The organism is Pseudomonas sp. 10-1B, from assembly GCF_000935045.1.
Classification (GTDB): Bacteria; Pseudomonadota; Gammaproteobacteria; order Pseudomonadales; family Pseudomonadaceae; genus Aquipseudomonas.
The window spans coordinates 1-16,388 of sequence record NZ_JYKS01000004.1 but is presented as its reverse complement, the minus strand read 5'-3'; the positions used below and the strand labels follow the sequence as shown (position 1 = coordinate 16,388).

General features: G+C 63.7%; 15 protein-coding genes. 8 read left to right on the top strand and 7 right to left on the bottom strand.

All coding sequences use genetic code 11. The annotated features are described in order from the left end of the window. Positions 1-59 precede the first annotated feature (59 nt). Positions 60-989, top strand: coding sequence for a LysR family transcriptional regulator (locus TZ03_RS02070; protein ID WP_051095509.1), 930 nt, complete (start codon positions 60-62; stop codon positions 987-989). 75 nt (positions 990-1,064) lie between these two features. Next, the gene (locus TZ03_RS02065) at positions 1,065-1,943 is read left to right on the top strand and encodes a LysR substrate-binding domain-containing protein (RefSeq protein ID WP_051095508.1); all 879 of its coding nucleotides are present in this window, start codon (positions 1,065-1,067) and stop codon (positions 1,941-1,943) included. Positions 1,944-2,219: 276 nt separating this feature from the next. On the opposite strand, the gene TZ03_RS02060 is transcribed toward TZ03_RS02065, so the two are convergent. Then, positions 2,220-3,437, bottom strand: a complete 1,218-nt coding sequence (locus tag TZ03_RS02060) for an amidohydrolase family protein (RefSeq protein WP_051095507.1) — start codon at positions 3,435-3,437, stop codon at positions 2,220-2,222. A 284-nt stretch (positions 3,438-3,721) separates the two neighbouring features. Here TZ03_RS02060 and TZ03_RS02055 point away from each other — a divergent pair, with 284 nt between their 5' ends. Beyond that, a complete protein-coding gene (locus TZ03_RS02055; protein ID WP_051095506.1) occupies positions 3,722-4,876 on the top strand; it encodes an MFS transporter in 1,155 nt (384 codons plus the stop codon). 59 nt (positions 4,877-4,935) lie between these two features. On the opposite strand, the gene TZ03_RS02050 is transcribed toward TZ03_RS02055, so the two are convergent. Together TZ03_RS02050 and TZ03_RS02045 are read right to left on the bottom strand one after the other, a co-directional pair. Further along, entirely contained in the window at positions 4,936-5,121 is a 186-nt protein-coding gene (locus tag TZ03_RS02050) for a hypothetical protein (RefSeq protein ID WP_051095505.1), read from the bottom strand. Positions 5,122-5,415: 294 nt separating this feature from the next. After that, positions 5,416-6,459 carry an alpha/beta fold hydrolase gene (locus tag TZ03_RS02045; protein WP_051095504.1) on the bottom strand — a complete coding sequence of 348 codons (1,044 nt, stop codon included), beginning with the start codon at positions 6,457-6,459 and terminating at the stop codon, positions 5,416-5,418. A gap of 206 nt (positions 6,460-6,665) precedes the next feature. Here TZ03_RS02045 and TZ03_RS02040 point away from each other — a divergent pair, with 206 nt between their 5' ends. Next, positions 6,666-7,019, top strand: a complete 354-nt coding sequence (locus TZ03_RS02040; protein ID WP_051095503.1) for an SH3 domain-containing protein — start codon at positions 6,666-6,668, stop codon at positions 7,017-7,019. Here the strand turns inward: TZ03_RS02040 and TZ03_RS02035 are convergent. Then, a complete protein-coding gene (locus TZ03_RS02035; RefSeq protein ID WP_051095502.1) occupies positions 7,004-7,582 on the bottom strand; it encodes a cysteine hydrolase family protein in 579 nt (192 codons plus the stop codon). The genes TZ03_RS02040 and TZ03_RS02035 overlap by 16 nt on opposite strands. A 206-nt stretch (positions 7,583-7,788) precedes the next feature. Here TZ03_RS02035 and TZ03_RS02030 point away from each other — a divergent pair, with 206 nt between their 5' ends. From TZ03_RS02030 to TZ03_RS02020, 3 genes are all read left to right on the top strand, one after another. After that, positions 7,789-8,214: a DUF892 family protein gene (locus TZ03_RS02030; protein ID WP_053388383.1), complete on the top strand. Its 426-nt coding sequence runs from the start codon at positions 7,789-7,791 to the stop codon at positions 8,212-8,214. Between the two features lie 37 nt (positions 8,215-8,251). Continuing rightward, positions 8,252-9,406: a cyclopropane fatty acyl phospholipid synthase gene (cfa, locus tag TZ03_RS02025; RefSeq protein WP_082056520.1), complete on the top strand. Its 1,155-nt coding sequence runs from the start codon at positions 8,252-8,254 to the stop codon at positions 9,404-9,406. A 1,081-nt stretch (positions 9,407-10,487) separates the two neighbouring features. Beyond that, a complete protein-coding gene (locus TZ03_RS02020) occupies positions 10,488-10,682 on the top strand; it encodes a hypothetical protein (protein ID WP_051095501.1) in 195 nt (64 codons plus the stop codon). Between the two features lie 131 nt (positions 10,683-10,813). Here the strand turns inward: TZ03_RS02020 and TZ03_RS02015 are convergent, their stop codons facing one another. Next, positions 10,814-11,719, bottom strand: a complete 906-nt coding sequence (locus tag TZ03_RS02015) for a LysR family transcriptional regulator (RefSeq protein WP_051095500.1) — start codon at positions 11,717-11,719, stop codon at positions 10,814-10,816. A 98-nt stretch (positions 11,720-11,817) separates the two neighbouring features. On the opposite strand from TZ03_RS02015, the gene TZ03_RS02010 reads away from it, so the two are divergent. Next, positions 11,818-12,579 carry a sulfite exporter TauE/SafE family protein gene (locus TZ03_RS02010; protein ID WP_051095499.1) on the top strand — a complete coding sequence of 254 codons (762 nt, stop codon included), beginning with the start codon at positions 11,818-11,820 and terminating at the stop codon, positions 12,577-12,579. A 1-nt stretch (position 12,580) separates the two neighbouring features. Here TZ03_RS02010 and TZ03_RS02005 read toward each other — a convergent pair whose 3' ends face one another. Further along, positions 12,581-14,005 (bottom strand): GGDEF domain-containing protein, encoded by a 1,425-nt coding sequence (locus tag TZ03_RS02005; protein ID WP_051095498.1) that lies wholly within the window; start codon positions 14,003-14,005, stop codon positions 12,581-12,583. A gap of 135 nt (positions 14,006-14,140) precedes the next feature. Next, positions 14,141-15,970, bottom strand: coding sequence for an SLC13 family permease (locus tag TZ03_RS02000; RefSeq protein ID WP_051095497.1), 1,830 nt, complete (start codon positions 15,968-15,970; stop codon positions 14,141-14,143). Positions 15,971-16,388 lie beyond the last annotated feature (418 nt).

Sequence of the window (16,388 nt, the reverse complement as noted above, 5' to 3'; positions counted from 1 at the left end):
CATGCGCATCATCGATGAATGTATAGAATCGATGTGGTCAGATTGTTTCCAAGGCTGCCATGAAAAAATTACCCGATCTCGAAGCGTGGGCGATCTTTGCCAAGGTAGCGGAAACGGGCTCCTTCGCCCGTGCCGCGACTGAACTTGGCCTGTCGCAGGCCACCATTTCCAAGGCCATCACACGCCTGGAAGGGCGCATGAAGACCATGCTGTTCCATCGCACTTCGCGGCGCATGTCGCTGACGGAGAGTGGCCACGTTGCGTTGGAGCGTGCAGCTCGCATACTGGCCGAGGGTGAAGCGGTCGAGGCCGAGGTGACAGAGCAGTCGACCAGCTTGCGCGGCCCGATCCGGATGACGGCACCGATGTCGTTTGGCCTCTCGCACCTGGCACCGGTACTGCCAGACTTCATGGCGCGCCACCCCGATGTGGTGCTCGATGTCCATTTCAGCGACGAATTGGTCGACCTGGTCGCCCAGGGCTTCGACATGGCCCTGCGGATTTCGACCTTGGCCGATTCCAGCCTGCTGGCACGGCGCCTGTGCACCGTGCGCATTCTGCTGGTCGGCACCCCGGCCTATTTCGAGCGCCATGGGCGCCCTGCACACCCACGCGACCTGGTTGGGCACCGCGCATTGCAATACAGCTATTCGCGTGGCGGCAGCAGTTGGCGCTTCCGGCACAAACGGCATGGCGAGTTCGCCCAGGCAATGCCCACCTCATTGCTGGCCAACAATGCCGAGGCGCTGGAACCGGCCTTGCTGGCGGGGCTTGGCATGGCCTTGCAGCCCGAGTTCCTGGCCTGGAAGGACCTGCAGTCGGGGGCGTTGGAGACGGTGATGGAGGACTGGCAGGTCGAGCCGATCGCACTGCATATCGTGACCCCTCCGGGGCGCAGCCGCCCGGTTCGCGTGCAGGCGTTGATCGATTACCTGGTCGAGCGCTTCGCCAGTGCACCCTGGGCCTGGGTTGCTGGCGAGTTGGAGTGAATGCCAGCCAAAGCGCTATGTGCCTCAGCTTCAGGCATCATGTGCAAGCCCCCGTTGCAAAGCTGAGCCCTCCAAATGCCAGAATCCGCCAAACCCAACCGCGCCATCTACGACCTGGACATGCTCCGTGCCGTGGTCATGGTGGCCGATTGCGGCAGTTTCACCGCCGCCGCAGCCCGCCTGCATTCCACCCAGTCCACGGTCAGCCAGAAGGTGCGCCGGCTGGAGGAAATGGTTGGGCACCAGTTGCTCGACCGCAGCAACCGCGAGGTACACCCGACCGACGCTGGTGAAACCCTGCTGGGCTACGCCAGGCACCTGCTTGCGGTGAGCAGCCAGTTGACCGAAGCCATGTCGGGCGGGGTGACGGTCACCGTGCGCATCGGCCTGCCGGACGATTTCGTCGCGGGCAAGACGATGCAGGCGCTGGCGGCGTTCAACCGGCGCAATCCGACGGTCAAGCTGGAGATTACCGGGGGCCTTAGCCGCGACCTGATGAGTACCTACGACCGTGGCGAGCTGGACTTGGTGCTGGTCAAGCAGCGTCGCCACAGCCGCGAGGCCAATGCCTGCCAGCCAGAGCGCATCGAATGGATCGACAGTGCGCAGTATCCGTGTTTCGCCCAGGACCCGATCCCGCTGGTGACCTTTCCGCCGCGTGGCTTGTACCGCGATGACATGATCAGCGCGGTCGAGGCCATGGGGCGTAGTTGGCGTATCGCTTTCACCAGTTCGAGTCTGGCGGGGATTCAGGAGGCGGTGGCCAATGGGTTGGGTGTCAGCCTGCTGCCGTTGCGGGTGGTGACGGCAGGGCACCGGGTGTTGGGGGTGGAGGAGGGGTTCAAGCCGATTCGGGTGTTCGAGGCGGCGATCTTCCATCGGCCTACGGCGGATCCGATGGTCAAGGAACTGGCCGAGATCCTGATTGGTATCCTGCGTGGCGAGGCAGAGTGAGCTTTGGCGTCACGCGGGCTGCTGTGCAGCCCATCGCCGGCAAGCCAGCTCCCACAGGTACCGCGCAGATCTCAAGCTTTGCGCAGCCTCTGGACTGGCCTCATCGCCGGCAAGCCGGCTCCCACAGGGACCGCACAGGGCCTGAGGCGAATGCGGTCGAGGTGGGAGCTGGCTTGCCGGCGATGGGCCGCAAAGCGGCCCCAAATGGCTTAACTGACTGGCATTAGTTGATTGCATTAGCCGATCAGGTGCAAGTCGGCGGCCGCAGATCGTTTTTTATCGACGCAGCTCTGCGGCGAACTGCGCAGCCTGCAACTGCAGCTGTGCAGGCCCGCCCCAGAACCTGCCGTGGCGCACGATCACGCGCTCATGCAGCGCTGCCGCCACCGCCGCGGCCGCATTCGGCGCCTTGAACAGGACGAAGCTGGCCTCGTTGCCGATCTTCAAGCCGTAGTCTTGCTTGCCCATCACCCCGGCACTGGCCTCGGTCGCCATGTGCAGTGCTACCCGCAGTTCCTCGTCGGTGTTGAAGCCCGAGCGATAGCTGACCAGCATCGCCCGTTGCAGCATGTCGCCGTTGCCGTAGGGCCACCAGGCGTCCTGGATGTTGTCGTTGCCGGTGAACACCCGCACGCCGCCGGCACGCAGGCGCAGCACGGGTGGGAAGGCGTGGTCGCCGGGGGCGTTGGTCATGATCGACACGCCGGCGCTGGCCAGTACCTCGGCGCTGCGGTCGACCACCGCGTCGGCAACGTCGCCCAGGCCATAGGCGTGGCTGACCGCGACCAGGCCTTGCATGCCCAGCGCCTGGGTGCGTGCGGCGATGCGTTCGAGCTGGGCGATGCAGATGTCGCCGGGCTCGTGCAGGTGGATATCGACCTTCACGCCATGCCGGTCGGCGATGCCGAAGACGATGTCGAGCTGGGCTTCAGCATCGCCGTCCAGCGTGGTCGGGTCGATGCCGCCCACCACCTGCACGCCTTCGCGCACGGCTGCTTCCATCACTTCGGCGGTGCCGGGGCAGGTCACCACCCCGGCCTGGGGGAAGGCGACCAGCTCGATGTCGATCAGGTCTTTCCATTTGTCTCGGGCTTCGAGGATGGCGCGCAGGTTGGCCAGGCCGGTGCTGGCGTCCACGTCTACATGGCAGCGCATGGCCAGGGTACCGAACGCGGCAGCCTGGCGGATCAGGGCGTCAGCGCGCTCGACGATGGGCGGGGCGCTGGCGAGCTCGCGTTTTTCCACGGCCAGGCGCTCGCGCAGGGTCGCGACGGGTTGGTGCGGGCGCCAGCGGTCGCCGACGAAGCTCTTGTCCAGGTGGATGTGGCCGTCGACGAAGCCTGGGAGCACCAGCAGGCCTTCGAGGTCGATGGTTTCGCGGGCTGCTTCGCTGGCGCGTTGCGGGCCGATGTGGGTAATGCGCCCGTTGTTCACGGCAATGTGCAGGGGCAGGCCATCGGCGTCGATGGCATTGATGAACTCACGGTCGTTCATGATTGGGCCTTTTTTACTGAGGCTTAGGTGACGTCCTACGGTAGGGAGGATGCGGGCATGTCACAAATTAATTATCAGGATCGAGTCCAGTGCGTTTCTGGATACAGGCAGGGGAAGTTGGCCTGCATTAAAAAGCCCACTGAAGTCGATTCCGATAATTAACTTTCAAAGCCGTCGGTCTCGGCCCAGGATTGACCGCGTGACCGGCCCAGCCGCCAGCTACGGCGCCTTCCAGGGGCGGACATCACACACAATAAAAACAAATGCCGTGTCGGAGTCCTCTCATGATCAATGATTCCAAGCTGCTGCGTGCCGCCTTGATTTTCATTGCCTGTACTTCATTCATCGTCTGTGGTGTGCAACCCATCTTCATGGGGTTGGTCACGGAACAACTGAGCCTGTCACTCGATCAGCAGGGCTGGGTGGTGTCGGTCGAGATGCTCGGCATGACCCTGGGCACCTTGCTGTGCCCGCTGTTGATGAAGCGCCACGGCGGGCGCAGGTTGTGCCTGTTCGTCGGCATGCTGTGCGTGGCCTTGAGCATCGCCACCGCTTTTGTCACCAGCAACGCGATGCTGTTGGTCGTGCGCTTGGCGGCCGGTACCTGTGCGGGGCTGGTGTATGCCTACGCGGTGTCCACGCTGGGCCGTTTACCCAACCAGGACCGTTCGTTCGGGCTGATGCTGTTGTTGCAGACGCCGGAGTACTCGCTGTTTTCCGCTGCGTTGCCGTTGCTTGCCGCGCAGAGCGGCACGGTGACTGCCTTGTGTGCGTTCGGCCTGTGGTACCTGCTGATCTGCGGCGCCAGCCTGGTGCTGCCGCGGCGGCCGGCGGCATCGTTGGCAAGCGGCGAAGTCTCACCCGCCCAGGGCGGCTCGGCACGCATGGGCCGCACGGCGCTGCTGGGCATGCTGTTCATGCAGATCGCCATCTATTGTGTATGGGGCTTCATCGACCAGCTGGCGCGTGACCAGGGCATCGACGGCGTCGATATCGGCTGGGCGTTCGGCCTGTCGGCCATTGGTGGTCTGCCCGGCGCGGGGCTGCCGAGCCTGCTGGGTGCGCGGGTCAACCGCCAACTGATGATCGCCGTGGGGCTGGTGGCGGTGTTCATCTCCATCGCCATGCTCACCGGCCATACCCGCACGCCGATGCAGTTGTTCGTGGCGTTGTTGCTGATCAACTTTGGCTGGGTGCTGTCGTTGTCGTATTACATGGCGCTGATCACCACCAACGACCCGACCGGCAAGCTCACACCGCTGGTCAGTATCACCTTGATGGGGGCCGCGGCGGTGACGCCGGCACTGATTGCCATGCTGGTGGATGGGTCTGACCAGCAGCTGATTTTCCTGCTGGGGACGGGGGCGTTGGTGATCGCGTTTGCTGTCACGTGTCTGGGCGCGGGGAACAAGGGGATGCGCAGCAAGGTTGCTTGCTGAGCATTGCCTTGTGGTGTTTTTCAGGGAAGGCGGGCGAGCTGTGGGGCAGGCCATGATCGTCACTGCAAGGTCACCGGCTTCATGCTGTCCGACAACTGCCGGATGGCCGTCTCCATGCGCGCGATCGGCGCGGCGAGCTCATCCGCTTCTTTGTCCTTGCCTTCCATTCTCAAGCGGTCACGCATCAGGCGCAGGTTAAGCAAGTTTTTCTGCAATTTCAGGGCAGAGGTATTGAACGGGTCCATGCTTTTCTCATGCTGTGGGCCTCCTTGCCGTTGTAGGAAAAGTGGACCGTAGCAATTCGAATTTGCTGGTGAAACTGATCTTTCATACAGCTAAATACTGCTGGCTCTATCCTTCCTACGTTGCACGGTAAAAGATCCTACAAGCTGCGTTTCAAATGATGTCCTTCAAATCAAGCTCAATCCCGCGTGGTAGCGGGGCAATGCTCGATTTTCAGTAATGCAGGCCCTCAAGGTGATTCACGCAGGGCCTGCCGTGCTTTTCGAAACCTTATGTAGCAATTGCCGCCCTGCAAGCTACAAGTGATCCGCATCGACCACTGCCTGGGTGAATGCCTGCGGCGCTTCCTGGGGCAGATTGTGGCCAATGCCGCCGCTGATCAGTCGGTACTCGTATTTGCCGGTAAAGCGTTGCGCATAAGCTTCGGCCGGTGGGTGCGGAGCGCCATTGGCGTCGCCCTCCAGGGTAATGGTCGGTACGCCGATGCTGGGGAAGCTGGCCAGTTTGGTTTCAAGCGGGTCGTAGCGCGTTTCGCCTTGGGCCAGGCCCAGCCGCCAGCGGTAGTTATGCACGGTAATGGCCACTTGATCGGGGTTGTCCAAGGCCTTGGCGCTGCGTTCGAAGGTGGCGTCGTCGAAGGCCCACTTGGGCGAGGCGGTCTGCCAGATCAGTTTGGCGAAGGCATGGCGATTCTTGTCGTAACCAGCCTGGCCACGCGCGGTGGCGAAGTAGTACTGGTACCACCACTGCAACTCGGCGCTGGGGGGCAGGGGGGCCTTGGCCGCTTCCTGGCTGCTGATCAGGTAGCCGCTGACCGACACCAGTGCTTTTACCCGCTCGGGCCACAGCGCCGAGACGATGTCGGCGGTGCGCGCACCCCAATCGAAGCCGGCGAGCACGGCGCGCTGGATATGCAGCGCATCCATGAAGGCGATGACATCGCTGGCCAGCGCCGCTGGTTGGGCATTGCGTGGGGTTTGTGCGGACAGGAAGCGGGTTTGCCCGTAGCCGCGTACGTAGGGCACCAGCACCCGGTAGCCTTTTGCCGCCAGGGCGGGGGCGACTTCCTCGAAGCTGTGAATGTCATACGGCCAGCCATGCAGCAGGATCACCACTGGCCCGTCGGCCGGGCCTTGCTCTACATAGGCCACATCGAGCACACCAGCGTTGACGTGTTTCAGTGGGCCGAAGTCATCCGCCGCGACGGCTGCTGCCTGGGGCTTTTGTGGTGCCGCCATGGCGCTGTTCGCGGCCACCAGGCCAAGTGGCAGCAGGGCACAGGCGAGCAATGTACGGCCGAAACGGCGTGGGAGGGCGGTGGTCGAGGGGCTGGCAGACATCGGGTATCTCCTTGGCAAAGCCATCGGTGCAGGTTGATGGGGGCCAGTAAAGAGAATGGATGTATCGCGGATGTGTCTGATCGGCCGGTAGGAAACGTTCTTGTGTATCAGGTCTCAACTTGTACACATAAGCATACAAACACACAGCGGCAGCAGGTTTTCCCGCTTCTGCTACGATCGATGCTTTGCCGGCCAAGGAGAGGTCCATGCATTACCTTGTCGTTAAACTCCATCGCAGCGAGTATCCGCGGCCCATCCGCTTCGCCAAGGGCACCTTGCTGGACATCGGCCCGCGCTACGAGGGCGAGCCAGGTTGGCAGGACTGGTACCTGTGCACCTGCACCGGCCAGGAGCCCGGCTGGGTGCCGGCGCAGTTGATCGAGCGGCTCAGCGTGTGCCAGGGCAGGGCGCTGGAGCATTACTCGGCGCATGAACTGGATGCCGACCCGGGGCAGTTGGTGCAAATGGTGCGCCCACTCAATGGTTGGATCTGGTGCCGGCGCCATGGTGATGGCGAGTTTGGCTGGTTACCGGCGCAAAAGCTTCAGCGGCTGACCTGAGCCGCATAGCTGGCCAACACTTGCTCGGTGCGCAGAATGCGCGCGTAATCCAACGCCAGGTTGCTCAACGACAGCGCATGCACATCCTCGGCGGGCCATAGTCGGCCTTGCAGGTCGCGCTGTTCAAAGGTGAAGCAGGCGTCTTCCACTACCACCACATCGAAACCGAGGTTGCCCGCCGAGCGTGCGCTGGACTCCACGGAATTGTTGGTAATCACCCCGGCGATGACCAGTTCGTTGATAGCGCGCGCATGCAGCCAGCGCTCCAGGCCCGAGTTGGCAAAGACATCAGGTACATGTTTGTCGAACACGGTTTCGCTGGCCAGAGGGGTGAATGAGGGCTGGAATTCGCAACCGGATTGGCCCGGCCAGAACACCGAATCTGCCGTACGTGACAGATGGCGCACATGGACCACCGGGCGCCCGCCTTGGCGCCACGCCGCGAGCAGCTCGCCCATGCGCAGTTCGGCCTCGGGGTTGTTGCGGCGGCCCAGGCGAGGGTGATGAATGCCGGCCTGAAGGTCGATTAGCAGCAGGGCTGCATTGGCAGCGAAAGCGGTCATGGCGAGGTGGTCCTACTAGGCAGATTCGAGGACTTGAACCTAGCACAGGGTGGATGAATGCAAAAAAGTTGCAGCAAATTCCTGAGAGCGGCCTTTATATTCGTTTTATTGCAGTCAAGGCCCATTTAATTTCAATTAATTTCAGTGTGCCATGGCTCTAAGCTCCTTCCGTCGCCGCGTTCCAGAGCGGCTTCAGGAGTTTACTCATGTCGCATGCTTGTGAAGTACCGACCCTCTCTCAACTACCCACCGATGACCTGATCGACTGGCTGCGCATGCTGATGCGCGCCGAGCGGGCTGGCGCCCGGCTGATGCTCGACAGCGCTCGCGAAACCGATGACCCGACGCTGCTGCGGCGCCTGGAGCAACTGCACGACGGCGAGGCAGAAAGCTGCCGACGCCTGCGCCATTGCCTTGAACGTCTCGGTGCCAAGCCCGGCGGCGGCATTGGCGAATTTTATGCCAAGGCCATGGCCATCACCGATGTGCATGAGCGCTTGCAGTTCATTGCCCGGGGCCAGCGCTGGGTGGCTCGCCAACTCGAAGCCCGTTTGCCCCAGATCGAGCAGCCGTGGCTGCGCAAGGAACTGGAAGTGGTGCTGCAATTGCACCAGGGCCCGCACCAACACTGATTGCGCGTCCGATCTCCAATACCGACAAGGACACACCATGCCTTCCGAGCTTTCCACCGACTTGCGCGACCCCGCGCAGGATGACCGCACCACCCGTTTCGCCCGCTCGCTGCTCGCCCAGGCCGGCCTTGGCCTGGAAGGCGAGGCACCGTGGGACATGTTGCTGCACGATGCTGATGTGCCCCGGCGCGCCCTGGCCCAGGGCAACCTCGGCCTGGGCGAGGCCTATATGGACGGCGCTTGGGACTGTGAGCAACTGGATGAGTTTTTCAGCCGTTTACTGCGGGCCCAGGTGCCCGACCAAGTCAGCCCGACAGCGCTGATCTGGCATGCTTTGCAGGCGCGCCTGCTGAACCGGCAGACGCGGCAGCGCGCCTGGACCGTTGGCGAACGCCACTATGACTTGGGCAACGACTTCTATGCGGCCATGCTCGACCCGCGCATGGCCTACACCTGTGCCTACTGGAAAGACGCCGACAACCTGGCCCAGGCCCAGACGGCCAAGCTTGACCTGATTTGCCGCAAGCTGGGCCTGCAACCGGGCATGCGTGTGCTCGACATTGGCTGTGGCTGGGGCAGCTTCATGGGCTATGCCGCCGAGCATTACGGGGTGGAGTGCGTGGGGGTGACGATTTCCCGCGAGCAATGCGAGTGGGCGCAGAAACGCTACAAGGGCTTGCCGCTCGAGTTCCGACTGCAGGATTACCGGGAACTGGACGAGCGCTTCGATCGCATCGTCAGCATTGGCATGTTCGAGCACGTGGGGCGCAAGAATCATCGCACCTTCATGGAGGTTGCAGCGCGCTGCCTGGATGACGAAGGCCTGCTATTGCTGCATACCATCGGCAAGAACCGGCGGCGCGACGTGCCTGACCGGTGGATCGACAAGTACATCTTCCCCAATGGCGACCTGCCCTCGATCGGCCAGATCGGCGATGCCGCCGATGGCTTGCTGGTGGTCGAGGACCTGCACAACTTCGGCGCTGACTACGACCGCACGCTGATGGCCTGGTACGCCAACTTTGAGGCCCACTGGCAGTACTTCGCCAGTGAGCTGGGCGAGCGTTTCCGGCGCATGTGGCGGTACTACCTGTTGTCGTGCGCGGGGGCATTCCGGGCGCGGGATATCCAGTTATGGCAGTGGGTGCTGTCGCGGGGCGGGGTAGTCGGTGGTTACCAGCGGGTAAGTTGAACGCGCCCCCTGGTACTGTGCAGGTTTCGGGCGCACGCTATTACCTGTGGGAGCGGCTTTAGCCGCGAACACCGGCAAAGCCGGTGCCATCCAACGCGTTGGACTCTTCGCGGGTGAACCCGCTCCCACACAGGTACTGTGCAGGTTTCGGGCGCACGCTATTGCCTGTGGGAGCGGCTTTAGCCGCGAACACCGGCAAAGCCGGTGCCATCCACCGCGCGGGATGCTTCGCGGGCAAGCCCGCTCCCACAGGTGCTGTGCAGGTTTCGGGCGCACGCTACCCGTGTAGGAGCGGCTTTAGCCGCGAACACCGGCAAAGCCGGTGCCATCCACCGCGTTGGATTCTTCGCGGGCAAGCCCGCTCCTACACAGGTGCTGTGCAGGTTTCGGGCGCACGCTATACCCGTGGGAGCGGCTTTAGCCGCGAACACCGGCGCAGCCGGTGCCAGCCACCGCGTTGGATTCTTCGCGGGTGAACCCGCTCCCACACAGGTGCTGTGCAGGTTTCGGGCGCACGCTACCCGTGTAGGAGCGGCTTTAGCCGCGAACACCGGCAAAGCCGGTGCCATCCACCGCGTTGGATTCTTCGCGGGCAAGCCCGCTCCTACACAGGTACTGTGCAGGTTTCGGGCGCACGCTATTACCTGTGGGAGCGGCTTTAGCCGCGAACACCGGCAAAGCCGGTGCCATCCAACGCGTTGGACTCTTCGCGGGTGAACCCGCTCCCACACATCTGATCCGCTTTTTTTCCGCAAACCTGAATCTGTAACCGTATCAGCCCAAGCCCGAAAATGTGCCCATCCCCGCATCACGACTGTAGAGGTTCCGATGGGCAAGCTGGCGCTGTTCCTGGGTGGTTTTCTGCTACTGACCATTCTGATTGGTATTCTTGGCACCATTCCGCCAAGCTGACATTCATCCCCTATATCCCCTGCGGCCTGCCTATTCCCCGGGCGGGCCCACCCCCTCTTCGTGGTACTGCTGACCAGCGGTAGCTGCAAGTCATTCTCAAGTGCAAAAGCCTCGTGTAGTCTGCCGCCGCACATTCGGGCCGGTCTTTTGCCTTGGAGTCGATACATTGATGGAATGCAAGAAAGGCACCTCAGCCATGTTGGAGTGGCGTAGCCATTTTCTCGCCGAAGGTACGCTGGATGAGCAGCGATATGACCAGGCGCTGCGCAATGCCGAGGCGCTGGAACGAGCAGGTGTAATCAGTACGCCGGAGTGGATCGAGTTGGTCAAGCTGGCCAACTCGGCGTTGCTGTTTGTGCGATAAGTCGTTCTTTGCGTTGGGAAATCTGTCCACAAAAAACGTGGGTAGGTCTGTGGATAAAGTGCTGCAAGCCAGGCCCACGGCGGGCTCTGTTAAATTGAGCAGAATTTGAACAGTCGTTTCAGAGGGCTGTTTCACTGGGCAGTGCCGGCGCGGCGCAGGGCCGCCAGCAAGTCGCGTACGCGCGCCGGCTGCTCGCCGGCAGGGTATACGGCATGCATCTGCGGGTCCTGGCCGCTGCTGGAGGTCAGGCGGTATTGCGGGCACACTCGTACCAGCCGCCCGGCCTTGACCTGCGCTTCACCGACCCAAGCGGCCAGGCGGGCGATGCCGGCGCCGGCCAGGGTGGCGTGATAGACCGCCTCGCCTGAACCCAGGCGCAACCTGGGAGTGGGGCGCAGGCTGCTGATCTGGCCGTCGCGGCAGAAGTGCCAGGCTTTGAGGATGCGCGGAGCGGTGTGCAGGATCAGCGCGTGCCCGTCCAGGTCTTCGGGGTGATGAGGTGTGCCGGCCAAGGCCAGGTACGCAGGGCTCGCATACAGGTGGCGCTGGTAGGCCCACAGCGGGTAGCCGATCAGCTCGCTCGATTGCGGGAAGGCGCCGCGGACCACGAAATCGAACTTGCCCTGCAACGGGTCGAGGGCTTCGTCGCTGTACTGTACGTCCAGGGTCACCTGCGGGTGGCGGCGGGAAAATTCGGCGAGCACCCCAGGCAGCACATGTTCACCCAGCAGCTGCGGTACGGCGAAGCGGATCCAGCCTTGGGCACTGCCGCTGAGCGCGGCCAGTTCGTCAGCGGCATCACGTTGCACATCCAGCAAGCGCTCGGCGTGGGGTAGCAGGCGCTCGCCGGCTTCGGTCAGGGTCACGGCGTTGGCATTGCGGTTGAGCAGCTTGCTCCCGGCGTTGTCTTCCAAGGTTTGTACTGCACGGGTCACCGCGCTGGGTGAGCGCCCCAGGGCGCGGGCGGCGGCAACGAAGCTGCGCTTGTGCGCGACGCTGACGAACGCCTGGATTTCCCGCAGCATGTCCAATGCCATTGCCTGCTCCTCGTTGCAGTTTTCGCAATACGGCATTTCAACACAAGTGCGGCACTTTGATTAGCCTTGCGGGCGTCTTCACTGCCTGGAACCCCGTCATGATGGATATCGCTGTGCTTTGCGTGTTTGCCTTCGCCGCAGGGCTGATCGACGCTGCCGTGGGCGGCGGCGGGCTGATCCAGATTCCGGCGTTGTTCAACGTGCTGCCCAGCGCGCAGCCGGCCGCATTGCTCGGCAGCAACAAGCTGGCGTCGGTGTGTGGCACGGCCTTCGCCGCGCGCTCGTTCATTCGCAAGGTGACGCTGGACTGGGGGCTGATCGTGCCGGCGGCGCTCAGCGCCTTTGTCATGTCGTTCGTCGGCGCCGCCACGGTGTCGCTGGTGCCGCCCAGTGTGATGCGCCCGGCGGTGCTGGTGTTGATCGTGCTGATGGCCATCTACACCTTCTGCAAGAAGGACTTCGGCACGTTGCACAAACCGGCGCAGATCGGCCGCAAGGAGCAGTGCCTGGCGGTGCTGATCGGCGGCGCGATCGGCTTTTACGATGGCCTGTTCGGGCCGGGCACCGGCAGTTTCCTGATCTTCCTGTTCATCCGCTTCTTCGCTCTGGACTTCCTGCACGCCTCGGCGTCGGCCAAGGTGGTGAACATCGCCACCAACCTGGCGGCGCTGGTGTTCTTCGTGCCGTCGGGCAACGTGCTGTACGCCATCGCCTTGCCCATGGCGGCGTGCAACATCCTTGGCGCGCTGACCGGTACCTGGCTGGCGGTGCGCAAGGGCGCGGGCTTTGTGCGCGGGTTGTTCCTGGTGCTGTTGTGCGTGCTGATCGCCAAGCTGTCGTGGGACTTGCTGGCCGGCTGACTCAGATCACCTGGCGTTGCGGCTCGGCCTGCTCGACCCGGTTGCGGCCATGGGCCTTGGCCCGGTACAGCGCCTGGTCGGCGCGCGCCAGCAACTCGTCCAGGCTGGGGGCTGGCATGCCTTCGGCGCAGCCGGCCAGGCCGATACTCACGGTAATCTGCAGGCGCTGGTCAGCCTGTACCACGTGCAGGTCCTGTACGGCGCGGCGCAGGCGTTCGGCAGTGAACTTGGCCCGGTCTGGCGCAAGGCCCGGGAGAATGACGACGAACTCCTCGCCACCCATGCGCGCGAACAGCTCGCCGTCATGCAATTGGTCTTGCAGGGCGCCGGCGAACTGGCGCAGCACCTGGTCACCGACCGCATGGCCGTGGGCATCGTTGATTGACTTGAAGTGGTCGATGTCCAGCATCATCAGGGTCAGCGGCAGCGCCTGGGCGTGTTGCTGGCGGCTGTCCAGCAGCGCGCTGGCGCGGCGAGTGAAGGCGCTGCGGGTGAGCACGCCGGTGAGGTGGTCGATGGTGGCCTGATGCGCCAGGCGGGCCACCAGGCTGCGGTTGGCCTGGCTGACGCAGGCCACCACCAGCGGCCCAAGCACCAGCATGGCGATGCCCATGCGCGCCGACATCAGCGTGGTTACCCCGGGCTCGCTTTGCGGCACGCTGAAGTGCATGAGGTTTTGCGCGACCGCGACGATCAGCGTACTGCCGGCGGTGAGTGCCAGCAGCGAAACCAGGAACGGCGAGTAGGTCCAGGCACACCACAGCAACGCGGCAATCGGGAAGGCAATGGCCCCAGGGCCACCGAAGGCGATGCTGACGGCCAGCGAGGCCAGCAGCACCAGCAGCGGCGCCAGGCGGACGGCCTGGGCACCACCCCGTACCAGGGCCCGTACCGAGGGCGCTGTCAGCAGCACCGGTAACACCAGTACGCTGGTCGAGAACTGCTCGCTGAACCAGGCCAGCCAGGTGGCGCGCAACGACTGCTGGAACCAGGGCGCGGCCATCACCGCGGCCATGCTGGCTGCCACCATCGCGCCGGCGGCACAGGCGGCGAACACGCTGAGCACGCCATGAGGGGTACGCATGCGCCGGTGCAGGCGCGGCAAGCGCGCGAGCAGTTGCCAGAGGGTGATCACCACGCCCATGTTGCACAGGTTGAACCACAGGGCCGGGACCCACGCGCTGCCGCACAGCAGGTCGGCGCCGACCATGGCCAGCCAGACCAGGGTAAAGCCCATCAGCGTGGCCTGGCGGGGGTAGCGCAGCAGCACGCCGGCCAGTACCGCATTGACCGGCCAGAACAGCGACAGCGACTCGATCGGGCGCGCCAGGATACCGCCCAGGGTGAGGGCAAAAGTCAGGCAGGGCAGAATGATATAGGGCAACAAGCGCGATTGGGCTGGAAAAACCATGGGCTCGACCGGCAAGCGGAAACGAAATCCAGGACAACGGCTTGAAGCACCTGGGGCAATTGCGTGTCAGTGTGTTTCGTCAGGTAGTTGATGTCAATCTGCCGCGATCCGCCGGGATAATGCCAAATTGCCTCTATTCGCCGGCATTTCTTACAGGCCGAAGAACCAAGGCACCATCAATACGGTGACCAACATCACCAGCAAGGTGAACGGCACGCCGATTTTGACGAAGTCAGCGAAGCGGTATTGTCCTGGGCCCAGCACCAGCGTGTTGACCGGTGAAGACACTGGCGTCATGAATGCCGCCGATGCGGCTAGCGCCACGGTCATGGCGAACGGGTAGGGCGACATGCCCAGCTGTGTCGCGGTGCTGATAGCCACTGGTGCCATCAGCACCGCCGTGGCGGTGTTGGAGATGAACAGGCCGATCACCGCCGTGACCGCGAACAGGCAGGCGAGGATGGCGCTGGGGCCGGCACCGCCGAGTACGCTGACCAGCCCGCCCACTGCCAGGTCGATGCCGCCGGTTTTTTGCAGCGCCTGGGCGAAGGGCAGCATGCCGACGATCAGTACCAGGCTTTGCCAATGGATGGCTCGGTAGGCGCTGTTCATGTCGATGCAGCGGCCCGCGCCCATCAGCAGGCAGCCGATCAGTGCGGCGATGACGTTGGGTACCGCGCCGCTGACCATAAGCCCGACCATCACCGCCAGGCTGAGCAACGCCTGTGGCGCGCGGCTGCGGGCTGGTGCGACCAGGTCGATCTCGGCGGGCAGGCTCAGCACCAGGAAGTCCTTGGGTTTGCTTTGCAACTGGCGCACGGCTTTCCAGGGGCCGACCACCAGCAGGGTGTCGCCCAGGCGCAGCTTCTCTTCCACCAGTTGCTCTTCGATCGCTGTCTGCTCGCGGCGCAGGCCGACCACGTTGAGGTCGAAGCGGGAACGGAAGGCCAGTTCGAGGACGCTCTTGCCGATCAGTTGCGAGCCTGGCGGCAGCGATACCTCAGCCATGCCCAGCTCCTGGGACTGATCGATGAAATAGGCGGCCTTGAAGTGCAGCGGTTCCAGTTGCATGGTCTGGCACAGGCTGCGCAGGTCGTCGCGGTTGGCGAACAAGTCGAGCAGCAGTACGTCGCCCTGGTGCAGCACGGTACTGGAATCGGCGGCGATCACCCGCGTGGTGAACTTGTGCTGGCGCTCGATGCCGATCACGTTGGCGCCGTGCCGGGTGCGCAGTTCCAACTCGCCGAGGGTGTGGCCGATCAGCGGCGAGTGGGGGCGGATGCGCAGGCGCCGTTCACGGCCATTGAGTTTGTAGTCCAGCACCAGGTCCAGGAGTGTGCGGCGGGTTTCCACGCGGCCGTCCTTACGCACTTCGCCGTTGAGCCAGTGCCGGGTCAGCAGCATGTAGCCGATGCCCAGCACCAGCACCACCAGGCCGAACGGAGTGAAACTGAAGAAGCTGAAGCCCTGCTCGCCGTGGCGCACCAGTTCGCTGTGCACCACCACGTTGGGTGGCGTGGCCACCAGGCTCAGCATGCCGCTGATCAGGCCGGCGAAGCTCAGGGGCATCATCAGGCGGCTGGGCGAGAGCTGCAGGCGCGCAGCGATGCTCAGCACCACCGGAATGAAGATGGCTACTACGCCGGTGGAGCTCATCACCGAACCCAGCCCGGCCACGGCCACCATCAGCAGCACCAGCAGGCGCGCCTCGCTGTTGCCGGCCCGTTCGCTCATCCATTCGCCGATGCGGTAGGCAATGCCGGTGCGTACCAGGCCTTCGCCTATCACGAACAGGGCGGCGATGAGCACCACGTTGGGGTCGCTGAAGCCGGCCAGGGCCTGCTCCACGGTGAGTATGCCCGACAGCGGCAGGGCGAGAATCACCAGCAGGGCGACCACGTCCATGCGTGGGCGGTTGATGACGAACAGGACGATGACGATGGCCAGCAGGCCGAGGACCCAGAGCAGCTCTTGGTTCATGGGGAGGGGATGTTCCTTCACACGGGGCACGATAGACATTAGCAGCCAGTGTGCCAGCTTGTGATGAAGGGCGTGTTGATGTGCTGCAACAAAAAGGGCCGCCATGCGGCCCATCGCCGGCAAGCCGGCTCCCACCTCGACCGCATTGCCCTCGAGCATGCGCAATTCTGTGGGAGATTGCCCAGCCTATCGGGCTGCGCTGTCGCGAAGAGAGCTGATGCTGGGTGCTCTGCGTACCCTGTGGGAGCGGGCGCGCCCGCGAAGAACCCAGCGCGGTGCATGGCACCGGCTGCGCCGGTGTTCGCGGGCACGCCCGCTCCCACAGGGTCCCTGCTAAATCAGTAAGTTATGTGCAGTTCTATGAGAGTCCACCCGCCGCCTTGGCGCCGCGCTGTCGCGCAGCAAACTGAGGGCGCAT

Coding starts and splice junctions, on each gene's coding strand:
- TZ03_RS02070 (WP_051095509.1), top strand. CDS start 60: ATGAAAAAATTACCCGATCTCGAAGCGTGGGCGATCTTTGCCAAGGTA.
- TZ03_RS02065 (WP_051095508.1), top strand. CDS start 1,065: ATGCCAGAATCCGCCAAACCCAACCGCGCCATCTACGACCTGGACATG.
- TZ03_RS02060 (WP_051095507.1), bottom strand. CDS start 3,437: ATGAACGACCGTGAGTTCATCAATGCCATCGACGCCGATGGCCTGCCC.
- TZ03_RS02055 (WP_051095506.1), top strand. CDS start 3,722: ATGATCAATGATTCCAAGCTGCTGCGTGCCGCCTTGATTTTCATTGCC.
- TZ03_RS02050 (WP_051095505.1), bottom strand. CDS start 5,121: ATGGACCCGTTCAATACCTCTGCCCTGAAATTGCAGAAAAACTTGCTT.
- TZ03_RS02045 (WP_051095504.1), bottom strand. CDS start 6,459: ATGTCTGCCAGCCCCTCGACCACCGCCCTCCCACGCCGTTTCGGCCGT.
- TZ03_RS02040 (WP_051095503.1), top strand. CDS start 6,666: ATGCATTACCTTGTCGTTAAACTCCATCGCAGCGAGTATCCGCGGCCC.
- TZ03_RS02035 (WP_051095502.1), bottom strand. CDS start 7,582: ATGACCGCTTTCGCTGCCAATGCAGCCCTGCTGCTAATCGACCTTCAG.
- TZ03_RS02030 (WP_053388383.1), top strand. CDS start 7,789: ATGTCGCATGCTTGTGAAGTACCGACCCTCTCTCAACTACCCACCGAT.
- cfa (WP_082056520.1), top strand. CDS start 8,252: ATGCCTTCCGAGCTTTCCACCGACTTGCGCGACCCCGCGCAGGATGAC.
- TZ03_RS02020 (WP_051095501.1), top strand. CDS start 10,488: ATGGAATGCAAGAAAGGCACCTCAGCCATGTTGGAGTGGCGTAGCCAT.
- TZ03_RS02015 (WP_051095500.1), bottom strand. CDS start 11,719: ATGGCATTGGACATGCTGCGGGAAATCCAGGCGTTCGTCAGCGTCGCG.
- TZ03_RS02010 (WP_051095499.1), top strand. CDS start 11,818: ATGATGGATATCGCTGTGCTTTGCGTGTTTGCCTTCGCCGCAGGGCTG.
- TZ03_RS02000 (WP_051095497.1), bottom strand. CDS start 15,970: ATGAACCAAGAGCTGCTCTGGGTCCTCGGCCTGCTGGCCATCGTCATC.